The sequence below is a fragment of the Bacillus sp. T3 genome (assembly GCF_033449965.1).
Classification (GTDB): domain Bacteria; phylum Bacillota; class Bacilli; order Bacillales; family Cytobacillaceae; genus Bacillus_BU.
Window position 1 is genome coordinate 1,352,651 of sequence record NZ_CP137761.1, and the last position, 13,193, is coordinate 1,365,843.

Below are 13,193 nucleotides of genomic sequence, written 5' to 3' on the forward strand. Positions count from 1 at the left end.
TAAAACATCAATGACCGCAGAGAGTAATCTCTGCGGTTTTTCGTATTCCTAAAGAATGATTTGCTCTATCCAATAATAGAATAATTAACCATCAATTCACGAGAAGTTGAAACTATTCCCTTGTTATAACGTACATACTAATATGAAGGTTTTGAAAGGGGGGAAGATACATGCGGAAATGGATTTATGCAATCATGCTCTTATTTGCTTTTAGTATTCTTTCATTACCAGAATCAGCCTCAAGTAATCAAAAAATTGTATATATAGTACCAATTGAAGCTACCGTTGAAAAAGGATTATCTGCCTTCTTAAAAAGAGCGGTTTCCACAGCGGAGAAGGATCATGCTGAGGCAATTATTTTTGTGGTGAATACTCCAGGGGGTGCAGTGGATGCAGCAAGTGAAATTGGGAGAATTCTAACTACAACAAGTGTAAAAACGATTTCTTTTATTAATAAACAAGCATTATCGGCTGGTGCATATATTTCATTAAATACCGATGAAATCTACATGGTTCCAGGCGCTACGATTGGATCAGCAGCAATTATTGATAGTGAAGGGAATACGGCAGGTAAGAAAGCTGAGTCATACTGGATTGCTGCGATGAAATCCGCCGCAAACCAAGCAGGCCGAAATCCCATTTATGCCCAAGCTATGGCAGATGAATATGTTGACCTTCCAGAGTATGGGGCAGGTAAAGGCAAATTATTAACTTTAACTTCAGAACAAGCAGTTGAAGTTGGTTATTCTGAAGGTACGGTAAAGGATTTAGATGCATTATTAACAAAACTTGGGTTTGAAAATGCCGAGATTCGTAATCTTGATGAAAGCTTTGCTGAAAAGATTGCAAGATTTCTAACAAATCCCGTAGTTGTCCCCATTTTATTAACGATTGGAAGTTTAGGTTTAGTGCTTGAATTATTTTCTCCTGGATTTGGTGTTGCAGGATTTATGGGATTATCCTCTTTATTATTATTTTTTTACGGACATTTAGTTGCCGGTTTAGCGGGCTTTGAAACACTTGTTTTATTTGTTGTCGGAATCGCCCTTGTGATTCTTGAAATTTTTCTCCCTGGGGGAATTGTTGGAGCGATAGGGGGAATTTCGATATTGGGGAGCTTGTTTTTGGCAACAGACGATGTAGTTCATATGGGGATTTCGATCCTCATCGCGATTGGCGTATCTATTATTGGATCCATTATTATGATAAGGGTGTTTGGTAAAAAAATGAGCCTGTTTAAAAAAATTATCTTAACCGATTCCACAAATACTGAGAGTGGGTATGTTTCAAATCGTAATCGGACAGAGCTTTTAGGACTAGAGGGAATCACGTTAACACCTCTTAGACCAGCGGGTACAATGCTGATTGAAAATGAGCGTCTTGATGTTGTAAGTGAAGGGGAATTTATTCCAAAGGATCGATCAGTTATAGTCATCAAGGTTGAAGGTGTACGAATTGTAGTTAGAAGCAAATAACCTATTTAAAGGATTTAAGTTTGTTCAATAAAGAAATATAACATTGTTTTATAGGAGGAATAAATATGGCCGCTGGTACTGCTTTTATCATTATTGCAGTTGTCCTAGGACTAATATTGTTAGGTATTTTGTTTACATTTGTTCCAGGTAATGCTCTGGGTTTCTGCACTTGCCGCTGGAGTAAGAGTCAGTATTTTTACGTTGATCGGGATGAGACTTCGTCGGGTTATTCCAAGTAGGGTAATAAATCCATTGATCAAGGCCCATAAAGCTGGGCTTAATGTAACGACCAATCAACTTGAAAGTCATTATTTAGCGGGTGGGAATGTGGATCGTGTCGTAAACGCACTCATTGCGGCGCACCGTGCCAATATTGAATTAAGCTTTGAAAGATGTGCTGCAATTGATTTAGCAGGCCGTGACGTGTTAGAAGCTGTGCAAATGAGTGTTAATCCAAAGGTAATTGAAACTCCATTCATTGCTGGGGTAGCGATGGATGGAATTGAAGTAAAGGCTAAAGCACGGATTACAGTTCGAGCGAATATTGAGCGCCTTGTAGGTGGTGCTGGGGAAGAAACAGTAGTAGCTCGTGTTGGTGAGGGTATTGTTTCTACAATCGGCTCAAGTAGTAACCATAAGAAGGTTTTAGAGAATCCCGATATGATTTCTCAAACCGTTCTTTCAAAAGGGTTAGATGCAGGTACGGCCTTTGAGATTCTTTCGATTGATATTGCGGATGTAGATATCGGTAAAAACATTGGGGCTGAATTGCAAACCGAACAAGCTGAGGCTGATAAAAAAATCGCCCAAGCAAAAGCAGAGGAACGTCGGGCTATGGCAGTAGCACAAGAACAGGAAATGAAGGCAAAGGTTCAAGAAATGCGTGCGAAGGTAGTGGAGGCTGAAGCGACGGTTCCATTAGCTATGGCCGAGGCACTTCGAGAAGGCAATATTGGTGTAATGGATTATTTCAACTTCCAAAATATTAATGCAGATACAGACATGAGAGACTCGATTGGAAAAATGAGCGGTGAACGCAAGCCTACTGATAGAAATGATTAAATCGCAAAACAGCAAATTGAATAGGAGGATAACTGATGAAATTTCTGTTAGATAATCCTTTCATTTTGGTGATCTTAATCGGTATTTTATCATCCTTTTATAAGCAGATCAAAGGCACTAATTCCGATGATAATAAGAGGAAAGGTGCGATACCGAAACAGAAGCCTGCTACAACGGTTGGACAAAACAATCCAATGAGAGGACCTGTTAAATCGCATAAACCGGTAAGAGCCCAAGGTAGTCAAATTCCGAATAGGCAACAGCGGAAGGATATCGAACCACCAGTAAAGCTTGAAGATTTATATAGCGATGCCAAAAATACAAATCAACAAAACAGCCATTTTAATCAAGAGCCAATCAATAGAGTCTCAGCATCGACTGTCAATCAATTAAATGAATTAGAACTTAATAACAAGAAGTCATTCACCATCAATCAGGAAAGACTACTAGATGGATTAATTTGGTCTGAAGTGCTTGGTCCACCACGAGCAAAACGACCACATCGGGCTGGCAGAAAGGTGTAGAGAAACAAAAATATGTGCTAGAACCCCCTTTTCATTCATAGGATGAAATGAAAGGGGGTTCTTTTTTATGGCAAAAAAATGGGGCCAGCTTGTTCGTAACTGGGTTACTAAAAACATGGAGCTTCCTCAGGATGTCATGATGGATTTGCCCCGAATCACTATGGTTGGACAAATTCACATCTATATTGAGAACCACCGCGGCTTATTAGCGTTTTCAGATCGGGAGATTCGTTTGTTATTAAAACAAGGGCAGCTTCTTGTGAAGGGTAAGGCATTTGTCATTAGGACGATTTTACCCGAGGAGATTTTGCTTGAAGGTAAAATAGATCAAGTCATTTTTCTAAACGAATGATTCAGGAGGAGAGCTATGAAGAACCAATGGATCGAGTTTTTTCAGGTATCGTATCCGTTAAAGTAGCTGGCAGGGGTATTGAAAGATTCATTAATCAACTAATTAAAAGTGGAATATCTGTCTGGAATGTTAAAAGGTATGGTGCGGACCACGTTATTTTTAACATGAAATTGACTGATATAAAGAAAATGCGCATCGTTGCAAGAGGAAGTGAGTGCAAAATTTCCTTTCAGAATAGGATGGGGTTCCCATTTCTTCTAAGACAAGCATTAAGGAACAGCGGTCTATTGGTCGGGGCCTTCCTCTTTCTATTTGTTATCTTAGTCTTGTCAAACATGGTTTGGCGAGTAGAAGTGAATGGTGCAGACCCTGCTACGGAACATCAAATTCATAAACAATTAGATAAAATGGGAATAAAGCCAGGAAAGCTTCAATTTTTTGTAGAGGATGTTGAATCCATTCAAAGGAATTTAACGAATACCATTCAGGTGATTACATGGGTGGGTGTGGAATTGAGAGGGACAACCTTTCATCTCCAGGTTGTCGAAAAAAAGAGCCAGAAAAACCTGAGGAATTTGGGCCCCGCCATCTTATTGCTAAAAAAGAAGCTGTCATTACAAAAATATATGTTGAAAAAGGGCAAAAACAGGTCGAACTCCATCAACATGTTCAAGCAGGACAGTTACTAGTTTCCGGAATTATCGGTAAAGAAGGAGGACAAACAGAGATTGTCTCAGCAAAGGGTGAAGTGTTGGGGGAAACTTGGTTTAAATCGAACGTAGAGCTTCCAATTAAAAGCACCTTCCAGGTGTTTAATGGAAATGAAAAAAGGAAATACTCCATCAAAGTGGGTCAGATAGATATCCCTGTTTGGGGCTTTGGAAAACCAAAATTTAAACACTATGAAACGGATGAAACTGAGCATAAAATTAAATTTCTTAAATGGGAACTTCCTGTTTCCTTTATTTCGACATCCTTAAAAGAAAAAGAAACCGTCACGCGGATTTATTCTAATGAAGAAGCGATTGAGGTAGCAAAGGATATTGCACGAAAAGATATAAAAAGTAAACTAACTGAAGATGCTAAGATTAAAGGGGAAAATGTTTTACATCAAGCTGTAGAGAATGGTAAAGTTACATTATCAATACACTTCCAAATTATAGAGAATATTGCTGAGGGACAACCAATAATTCAAGGAGACGACGAATGACAGAAGAGCGAAAAACAATTGATGTAATCATAAATAATCAAGATGAAGCGGTTACCTTGTTTGGGAATGCGGATAGCAACTTAAAGATCATTGAGCAAGAGCTTCAAGTCATGATTACCACTCGTGGTGAATCATTGATCATCACAGGTCATCCAGTGCAGCTTGAATATGCAGGAAAAGTGATTGACAAATTACTTGAAGTAATTAAAAAAGGAATTGCTATTAGTCAAAGAGATGTTAGCTATGCCGTTAAGTTGGCTAAAAAAGGTACAATCGATTATTTTGGTGAATTATATGAAGAAGAAATCGGCAAGACTGCAAAGGGTAAATCGATTCGAGTAAAGACATTTGGTCAACGTCATTACGTATCAGCCATTAAACAAAATGATTTGGTATTTGGGATCGGCCCTGCTGGTACGGGGAAAACCTACTTGGCTGTGGTCATGGCAGTGAATGCTTTAAAAAATGGTCAGGTCAAACGAATTATACTCACTCGACCTGCAGTGGAAGCAGGGGAAAGTCTAGGCTTTTTACCTGGAGATTTAAAGGAAAAAGTCGATCCTTATTTACGACCTCTCTATGATGCTTTGCATGATGTACTTGGGATGGAGCATACGATAAGGCAAATCGAACGAGGAACGATAGAAATTGCTCCTTTAGCCTATATGCGAGGCAGAACATTGGATGATGCCTTTGTTATATTAGATGAAGCCCAAAATACGACGCACGCTCAAATGAAAATGTTTTTGACTCGTCTAGGATTTGGCTCAAAGATGGTCATTACAGGTGACCGAACACAGGTTGACCTGCCTAAAGGGGTTAAATCCGGTTTAACAGAAGCGGAAACGATTTTGAAAAATATAAAAGGAATGGCGTTTGTCTATCTCGAATCGTCTGATGTAGTTCGGCATCCATTAGTCGCTAAAATAATCACTGCATATGATCAAACTGAAAATCAAAAAAGCTGACCCCTTATGGCGTCGGCTTTTTAGCTTAACGAACTTTTTGGAAATTAAGATGAAACTTTAATCGAAAACTGATATTATGTTACATAACATAATTAAGGCTATCTGGCTGTGCCATGATAGGAGGGATTAACTTTGGAAAAAATTCAGCTTCATATTGCGAAAATAAAAAATTTTCTCGGTGAAACCTTATTTCAAATTCTCCTGTTTTTAATATTAGGGGTCATCCTCTTTACTGCTATGTATAGTAATGTTAAGCCTGAAAAGCTTGATCTTACTCTTTTTCAGTTGCAGATCAGACGATACGTTCCCCGATTACGGTTGAAGATAAAGAAAGTACAGAGAGAAAACGCAAGGAAGCATTGAATCTTGTTCAAGATGTCTATATCTTAAAAAAGGAATATACTCAAAATCGAGTTGATCTTATTACATCAATCTTTGATTCTGTTAAGGAAGTTAAGGATGATATTTCTGAAGGTCAAGCAAAAGAAGAAAATAAAGATACCGCCGAACCATCAATGGATGACCAACTAGCAAAATTGAAGGAGAAATTAACGGAAAATGAACCAAAAGAGCTTTCAGATCAAGTATTTATCGCTCTTTTAGAGGCTTCTCCGGATGAATTATCGATTGCTAGAGATTTAACGGTTACGGCAATCAATTATGTGATGAGTTCACGAATACCTCAAGACGATGTTGAGAATGCCAAGAAGCGCGTGGAAGAAGAATTAAAGTATACGAGCTTAAATAGTACTTTAAAAAATGCAGCGATCGAACTAGGACGTTATGCCATTATTCAAAATGAATTTTATGATCCGAATGCAACCGAGGAGATGCGGCAACAGGCTAGAGAAAGTATAGAACCGGTACGAATTCTTGAAGGACAAATTTTGGTAGAAGAGGGTCAACTAATAAGCCGGGATATCTATCGCCAATTGGAGCTCGCAGGAATTTTAGAAAATGAGAACTCAGTAAAGCCGTTTATTGGTGAAGGTCTTCTAATTTTAATTTTACTCGGTGGATTGTATTTCTTTCTTCACTATTTAGATGTTACTCATGATATGAAGCATATGTACTTGTTAATCGTATCAATTATTTTAGTCATTTCAGTTGCTTCCATGAAAATATTAAGCTTGTTTCTGCAGTTAAACTATTCGGAGATTGCTTATATATTTCCAGTGGCTATGGGAGTCATGCTCATTAAGTTGTTAACCCATGAAAAATTGGCACTTGCATTTTCTCTTATTATCTCAATTTGTGGTGGGATTATTTTTAATGAGGGAATTACGGCAACTATGCAGGTTACGGTAATGATTTATATGTTGCTTAGTGGTATGGCGAGTATCCTGTTTTTAAGCAATCAAAATAATCGTTCAAAAATTCTGCAGGCAGGATTGTTAGTTGCAGGTGTTAATATGATCGTTATTTTTTCATTACTCTTTTTAAGAAATGGTCAGTATTCCGGAATGGAGTATGGGTATTACTTTATTGGTGCTTTATTATCGGGAATAGGGTCAGCTGTATTGACGATTGGACTAATGCCATTTTTTGAAGCAGGATTTGGGATTTTATCAACATTGAAATTAATCGAATTGTCTAATCCTAATCATCCGCTGCTTAAGAAAATATTAACGGAGGCACCTGGTACCTACCATCATAGTGTTATGGTGGCAAATCTCGCGGAAACTGCTTGTGAGGCAATCGGAGCCAATGGGTTGTTGGCAAGAGTAGGCTGCTATTATCACGATATTGGAAAAACGAAGCGTCCACAATTTTTTATCGAAAATCAAATGAACATCCAAAATCCACATGACAGAATTCCGCCGCAAACTAGTAAGAATATTATTATTGCCCATGCAATTGATGGTGCGGAAATGCTTAGGAAGCACAAAATGCCTAAAGAAATTATTGACATTGCTGAGCAACACCATGGAACGACTCTATTGAAATTTTTTTACCATAAAGCAAAGCAGGATGGATTAGAGGTAAATGAATGTGATTATCGCTATCCCGGACCGAAAGCAAAAACGAAAGAATCGGCTGTGATTGGGATTGCGGATAGTGTTGAGGCTGCAGTCCGTTCAATGGGACATCCAACCCATGAACAAATAGAGTCAGTTGTACGGAAAATCATTGCTGAAAGGTTACAAGATGATCAGTTCTGTGATTGTGACCTGACATTAAAGGAACTAGAAATTGTGTCAAACACTTTACTAGAGACACTAAAAGGGATTTTCCATTCTAGAATTGAATATCCAGAAACTATGAAGCAGAAGGTGAGTCAAGCATGAGTTTAAATATTGATTTTATTGATGAATCAAATCAATTGAAGGAACAGGATATTACTACTGTCATTGAATTGTTAAATTTAGCCGCCAAACATGAAGAAGTTGAGCCTGGGAGCGAGGTCTCGGTTACCTTTGTATCGAACGATAAAATTCAAAAAATAAATCGCGAGTATCGCGGCAAGGATCAACCAACTGATGTTATTTCATTTGCAATGGAAGAATTAGGAGAAGGGGAAATCGAGCTATCTGGTTTAGATATGCCCCGTATATTAGGGGATATAATTATCTCAGTACAAAGAACAGAAGAGCAGGCAAAGGAGTACGGTCATTCCTTCCATCGAGAACTTGGGTTTTTGGCTGTGCATGGTTTCTTGCATTTATTAGGCTATGATCATGTAACAGAAGAATTAGAGAAAGTTATGTTCGCAAAACAAAAGGAAATTCTAGATGAGTATGGATTGGAGCGCTAAAGCTAAAAAGGTTGTGAAGTCCTTTTCTTATGCACTTCAAGGGATAGGCTATGCGGCGAGATTAGAAAGGAACCTTAAGATTCATTTGACTATCACCCTAATTGTGGTAATTCTTGGGTTCTTATTCTCTCTATCAAAAATAGAATGGCTTTTCGTTCTCGTTGCAATTGCTGGAGTTATAACACTTGAACTAGTTAATACCGCGATTGAACGTGTCGTTGATCTTGTCACGGAGGATGAACATCCACTCGCAAAACAAGCGAAAGACACAGCTGCAGGTGCGGTGTTAGTGTTTGCGATTATTGCAGTCATTATGGGGGTTGTGATTTTTGGCCCCAAAATATGGAGGCTCATTTTTTAGAGGCTAATCAAAGTATTAGTCTCTTTTTATTTTGTCCTTCTGTTCAGTCCGATTTGAAAACGCTTGTGAATTTAGATAAAATAACAGAGCGTACTGTTGCATAAAATAAAACAGGAAAATATTTAGAAAATTCAATATTTTTAGCGGAAATTTTGCAACAGGCGATGAAAAGATCGCACAAATAAGTTAAAATAATAAAACAGCGATCTTCTTAATGAAAGGAAGATGGTTTGTGTGGATCAAAAACAATTAATTGAAGAAGCAAAGGTAGCAAGAGAGAAAGCCTATGTTCCATATTCTAAATTTAAAGTAGGAGCGGCTCTAATTACTGTCGATGGGAAAGTTTACCACGGGTGCAATATTGAAAACGCTGCATACAGCGTAACGAATTGCGCAGAGCGAACGGCACTTTTTAAAGCATACTCAGAAGGGGATACAGAATTTGCAAAGCTCGTTGTGATAGCTGATACTGAACGACCTGTCTCTCCGTGTGGGGCTTGCCGTCAAGTCATTTCAGAGCTATGCCCTAAGGATATGAAGGTTGTTCTAACAAATTTAAAAGGGCTCGTCCAAGAGATTACAGTAGAAGACTTGCTTCCAGGAGCTTTTTCATCGGAGGATTTAAATGAGTAGAGAAGAAACGAAAGTATTCAAATCAGGGTTTGTTTCCATTATCGGCAGACCTAATGTGGGAAAATCAACATTCTTAAATCATGTGATCGGTCAAAAAATTGCGATCATGAGCGATAAGCCTCAAACAACGAGAAACAAAGTTCAAGGCGTATTGACAAGTGATGATTCCCAGTTAATTTTCATTGATACGCCTGGTATTCATAAGCCGAAACATAAACTAGGCGACTTTATGATGAAAGTGGCGATTAACACATTAAAAGAAGTTGATTTAATTCTTTTCATGGTGAATGCCGAGGAAGGCTTTGGTCGTGGTGAGGAATTTATTTTAGAGAAATTTCAGGGGGTCAAAACACCGATTTTTCTTGTCATTAACAAAATCGATTTAATCCATCCTGACAAGCTTTTAGAAGTGATCCAATCGTACAATGAAAAGTTTCAATTTGCTGAAATCATTCCAATTTCTGCATTAGCTGGAAACAATATTGAACGAGTTCTAGAACAAATTAAACGCTATGTACCAGAAGGACCTCAATATTATCCGGCCGATCAGGTTACCGATCACCCAGAACGATTTATTATTACGGAATTAATTAGGGAAAAAGCATTGCATTTAACACATGAGGAAGTTCCTCATTCACTGGCGGTCGTAATGGAAAAACTTGATCGTCCAGAAAACAAAGATCTCATCCATGTGATGGCAACGATTATTGTTGAGCGTGATTCCCAAAAAGGAATTATTATTGGAAAACAAGGGAAAATGCTGAAGGAAATTGGTAAGCGTGCTCGTCGTGATATCGAAAATCTTTTAGGATCAAAGGTATACCTTGAACTTTGGGTTAAAGTCCAAAAGGATTGGCGTAACAAACTAGGACAGCTTCGCGACTATGGTTTCCGCGATGATGAATATTAACCAATGTCTAGCTCCAGCGGCTAGGGGCTCTCAGCTCTAAGTCAATCCCTTCCGGAAATCAGGATTTCCTGCAGGTCTCGCCTAGCCTTGCGCCCCTGAGCAAGCCGCTTCCGCTTTTCGCTCTAATTAAATTATTAGCAACGAACAAAATTTATGCATTGTACCGATTTACAATTTTTTCGTATCATGATTTTCAGATGACAGGCTATGATAATTGTAAAGGAACTGGGAGTAAGGAGTGCTAGTTTAAAATTTGAAAGGTGGGGTTTTCGATGTTGGATTTTACCTGGAAATTATTTTCGAGCACAGGTAATATTGACACATATCTTCTTTTCAAGGAACTTGAGAAGGAAAACCAAGAAATACCTGGAGATCAGGATGACGAGCTAGCAGAATTTGATTTTCCCATTTCATAGGTTTATGTCGTTGCAATGGATGGTGACCATACATGCTTCAAAAATGTGAAGGCATCGTCATTAGAACAACGGATTATGGTGAAACCAATAAAGTTGTTACTCTATATACTCGTGAATGGGGAAAAGTCGGCGTGATGGCAAGAGGGGCAAAAAAACCAAATAGCAGACTTTCTGCTATCACCCAGCTTTTTACATATGGATACTTCTTAATCCAAAGAGGAAGTGGATTAGGAAGTCTCCAGCAAGGTGAAATGATTTCTTCTTTACGCTCCATTCGCGAAGATATTTTTTTAACTGCCTATGCAAGCTATATTGTTGATTTAACTGACAAAGCAACGGCCGATGAAAATAAACCTAATCCTTTTCTATTTGAATTGCTAAATCAAACTTTAACTTTAATCAATGAAGGTTATGACTTAGAGGTGCTAACTAACATCTATGAAATGAAAATGTTAGATCTTTTCGGTTTACATCCTTGTTTAAATCAGTGCGCAGTTTGTGGAAACACAAATGGTCAATTTTCTTTTTCCGTCAGAGAGGGAGGGTTTATTTGCCATCAATGCGTCGTCCAGGATCCTTATGCGATTAAAATTTCTCCATCGACTGTAAAGCTGCTGAGGATTTTTTATTACTTTGATTTAGCAAGGCTAGGAAATATTGATGTAAAGCCGGAAACAAAAGCGCAGCTAAAGAAAGTTATTTCCGCATATTATGATGAATATTCAGGTTTACATCTAAAAACAAAAAAATTCCTAAATCAAATGGATAAAATGAGAGATATGTTAACTTGACTTGTGCTTTTCGGGCTTGTAAGAGTCGCGTTTGCATTTGTTGCTTGACAATACATATTCTTTCGATTAACATCTAAATTAAATTTAATAGTTGCCGTGAAGGAGAGTAGTACTTAATTTCCTTTAATAAAAGCGAGTCTAGGGTGGTGGGAGCTAGATATTAAGCGTTAAGGAAGGCGTTCTGGAGCAACATTTTTATTGAGTAGGCTGCCATTGCAGCAATTAGGGTGGAACCGCGGGTAACTCTCGTCCCTATGCCAATCGTGCATAGAGACGGGAGTTTTTTATTTGCCAAAATATTGAGATTTAGAAAGGAAGTATGAATGATGAGCGTTAGTATGGAACAAGTTGTTTCTCATGCAAAACACAGAGGTTTTATCTTTCCAGGATCAGAAATTTATGGAGGCTTAGCAAACACTTGGGACTACGGCCCACTTGGAGTAGAGCTAAAGAATAATATTAAACAAGCATGGTGGAAGAAATTTGTTCATCAATCAAGCTACAATGTTGGTCTTGATGCAGCCATCTTAATGAATCCAAGAACTTGGGAAGCATCTGGTCACATTGGAAACTTCAATGACCCGATGATAGACTGTAAAAAGTGTAAAGCAAGACATCGTGCTGATAAATTAATTGAAAATGCATTAGACGAAAAAGGTATTGAATTGATTGTTGATGGCCTCCCGTTTGAAAAAATGGAAGAACTTATAGCTGAACACAATATTGCTTGTCCTGATTGCGGTAGCAAAGAGTTTACTGGTATCCGTCAATTTAATCTTATGTTTAAGACTTTCCAAGGTGTAACTGAATCTAGTGCGAATGAGATTTTCCTACGTCCTGAAACAGCGCAAGGGATTTTTGTGAACTTTAAAAACGTTCAACGGACGATGCGTAAGAAATTACCGTTTGGGATCGCACAAATTGGTAAAAGCTTCCGAAATGAAATTACTCCAGGTAATTTCACCTTCAGAACAAGAGAATTTGAACAAATGGAATTAGAATTTTTCTGTAAGCCTGGTGAAGAGCTTAAGTGGTTCGATTATTGGAAGCAGTATGCTGAACAATGGTTGCTCACTTTAGGAATTAACCCAGAAAAGCTTCGTCTACGTGACCATAATGAAGATGAACTGTCACACTATAGTAATGCTACAACGGATTTTGAGTATAAATTTCCGTTTGGCTGGGGTGAACTTTGGGGTGTAGCTTCAAGAACGGATTATGATTTAAAACAGCATATGGACTTTTCAGGTGAAGATTTCCATTATCTTGATCAAGATACAAATGAAAAGTTTATCCCATATTGTATCGAACCATCATTAGGTGCTGATCGTGTGACACTTGCCTTCTTAATTGATGCTTATGATGAGGAGCAATTAGAGGATGGAACGTCGAGAACAGTTATGCATCTACATCCTGCGCTGGCACCATTTAAAGCGGCGATATTGCCGTTGTCAAAGAAATTATCAGATGATGCAAGAGTTGTATATGACCAATTAGCTCAGCACTTCTTAGTGGATTATGATGAGTCTGGTTCAATCGGAAAACGTTATCGTCGTCACGATGAAATTGGTACTCCTTTCTGTATCACATACGATTTTGACTCGAAGGAAGATAATATGGTAACCGTCCGTGATCGTGATACAATGGAGCAAACTCGAATTCCAATTGCGGAATTAGTGGAATTTATTCAAAGCAAAGTTGCTTTTTAATTACTAATTCAAATTTTTATAATGTGA

At 38.2% G+C, this 13,193-nt stretch carries 11 protein-coding genes, 3 pseudogenes and 1 other annotated feature; all 14 genes and pseudogenes read left to right on the plus strand.

Annotated features, from left to right (window positions below; translation table 11 throughout):
- Positions 1-170 precede the first annotated feature (170 nt).
- The 14 genes and pseudogenes from RGF10_RS06915 (at position 171) to RGF10_RS06980 (ending at position 13,166) form a co-directional block, all read left to right on the plus strand.
- Entirely contained in the window at positions 171-1,475 is a 1,305-nt protein-coding gene (locus RGF10_RS06915; protein ID WP_318508358.1) for an NfeD family protein, read from the plus strand.
- A 65-nt stretch (positions 1,476-1,540) separates the two neighbouring features.
- Positions 1,541-2,537, plus strand: a pseudogene (gene floA, locus RGF10_RS06920) (flotillin-like protein FloA).
- A 35-nt stretch (positions 2,538-2,572) separates the two neighbouring features.
- The gene (locus RGF10_RS06925; RefSeq protein ID WP_318508360.1) at positions 2,573-3,061 is read left to right on the plus strand and encodes a hypothetical protein; all 489 of its coding nucleotides are present in this window, start codon (positions 2,573-2,575) and stop codon (positions 3,059-3,061) included.
- Positions 3,062-3,128: 67 nt separating this feature from the next.
- Positions 3,129-3,413 carry a sporulation protein YqfC gene (gene yqfC / locus RGF10_RS06930; protein WP_318508362.1) on the plus strand — a complete coding sequence of 95 codons (285 nt, stop codon included), beginning with the start codon at positions 3,129-3,131 and terminating at the stop codon, positions 3,411-3,413.
- A gap of 15 nt (positions 3,414-3,428) precedes the next feature.
- Positions 3,429-4,623: pseudogene (gene yqfD / locus RGF10_RS06935) on the plus strand (sporulation protein YqfD).
- Positions 4,620-5,591, plus strand: a complete 972-nt coding sequence (locus tag RGF10_RS06940) for a PhoH family protein (protein ID WP_318508363.1) — start codon at positions 4,620-4,622, stop codon at positions 5,589-5,591. Before yqfD ends, RGF10_RS06940 begins: the two are co-directional and overlap by 4 nt.
- Before the next feature lie 132 nt (positions 5,592-5,723).
- Positions 5,724-7,879, plus strand: a pseudogene (locus tag RGF10_RS06945) (HD family phosphohydrolase).
- Positions 7,876-8,346, plus strand: a complete 471-nt coding sequence (gene ybeY, locus RGF10_RS06950; RefSeq protein ID WP_318508365.1) for an rRNA maturation RNase YbeY — start codon at positions 7,876-7,878, stop codon at positions 8,344-8,346. The pseudogene RGF10_RS06945 and the gene ybeY overlap by 4 nt, the downstream one beginning before the upstream one ends.
- Complete coding sequence (locus RGF10_RS06955) at positions 8,324-8,707, plus strand: diacylglycerol kinase family protein (protein ID WP_318508367.1); 384 nt, start codon at positions 8,324-8,326, stop codon at positions 8,705-8,707. Before ybeY ends, RGF10_RS06955 begins: the two co-directional genes overlap by 23 nt.
- A 225-nt stretch (positions 8,708-8,932) precedes the next feature.
- Positions 8,933-9,340, plus strand: a complete 408-nt coding sequence (locus tag RGF10_RS06960; protein ID WP_412176686.1) for a cytidine deaminase — start codon at positions 8,933-8,935, stop codon at positions 9,338-9,340.
- Positions 9,333-10,250, plus strand: a complete 918-nt coding sequence (era, locus tag RGF10_RS06965; RefSeq protein ID WP_318508370.1) for a GTPase Era — start codon at positions 9,333-9,335, stop codon at positions 10,248-10,250. Before RGF10_RS06960 ends, era begins: the two co-directional genes overlap by 8 nt.
- A 272-nt stretch (positions 10,251-10,522) precedes the next feature.
- Positions 10,523-10,666, plus strand: coding sequence for a YqzL family protein (locus RGF10_RS06970; RefSeq protein WP_318508371.1), 144 nt, complete (start codon positions 10,523-10,525; stop codon positions 10,664-10,666).
- A gap of 32 nt (positions 10,667-10,698) precedes the next feature.
- On the plus strand, positions 10,699-11,457 hold the full coding sequence (recO, locus tag RGF10_RS06975) for a DNA repair protein RecO (RefSeq protein WP_318508373.1): 759 nt from the start codon (positions 10,699-10,701) through the stop codon (positions 11,455-11,457).
- A gap of 87 nt (positions 11,458-11,544) precedes the next feature.
- Positions 11,545-11,714: a binding site (T-box leader), on the plus strand.
- A 69-nt stretch (positions 11,715-11,783) separates the two neighbouring features.
- Positions 11,784-13,166 carry a glycine--tRNA ligase gene (locus tag RGF10_RS06980; protein WP_318509352.1) on the plus strand — a complete coding sequence of 461 codons (1,383 nt, stop codon included), beginning with the start codon at positions 11,784-11,786 and terminating at the stop codon, positions 13,164-13,166.
- Positions 13,167-13,193 lie beyond the last annotated feature (27 nt).

Coding starts and splice junctions, on each gene's coding strand:
- era (WP_318508370.1), top strand. CDS start 9,333: ATGAGTAGAGAAGAAACGAAAGTATTCAAATCAGGGTTTGTTTCCATT.
- RGF10_RS06955 (WP_318508367.1), top strand. CDS start 8,324: ATGAGTATGGATTGGAGCGCTAAAGCTAAAAAGGTTGTGAAGTCCTTT.
- recO (WP_318508373.1), top strand. CDS start 10,699: ATGCTTCAAAAATGTGAAGGCATCGTCATTAGAACAACGGATTATGGT.
- RGF10_RS06940 (WP_318508363.1), top strand. CDS start 4,620: ATGACAGAAGAGCGAAAAACAATTGATGTAATCATAAATAATCAAGAT.
- RGF10_RS06970 (WP_318508371.1), top strand. CDS start 10,523: ATGTTGGATTTTACCTGGAAATTATTTTCGAGCACAGGTAATATTGAC.
- RGF10_RS06925 (WP_318508360.1), top strand. CDS start 2,573: ATGAAATTTCTGTTAGATAATCCTTTCATTTTGGTGATCTTAATCGGT.
- ybeY (WP_318508365.1), top strand. CDS start 7,876: ATGAGTTTAAATATTGATTTTATTGATGAATCAAATCAATTGAAGGAA.
- RGF10_RS06960 (WP_412176686.1), top strand. CDS start 8,933: ATGGTTTGTGTGGATCAAAAACAATTAATTGAAGAAGCAAAGGTAGCA.
- RGF10_RS06915 (WP_318508358.1), top strand. CDS start 171: ATGCGGAAATGGATTTATGCAATCATGCTCTTATTTGCTTTTAGTATT.
- yqfC (WP_318508362.1), top strand. CDS start 3,129: ATGGCAAAAAAATGGGGCCAGCTTGTTCGTAACTGGGTTACTAAAAAC.
- RGF10_RS06980 (WP_318509352.1), top strand. CDS start 11,784: ATGAGCGTTAGTATGGAACAAGTTGTTTCTCATGCAAAACACAGAGGT.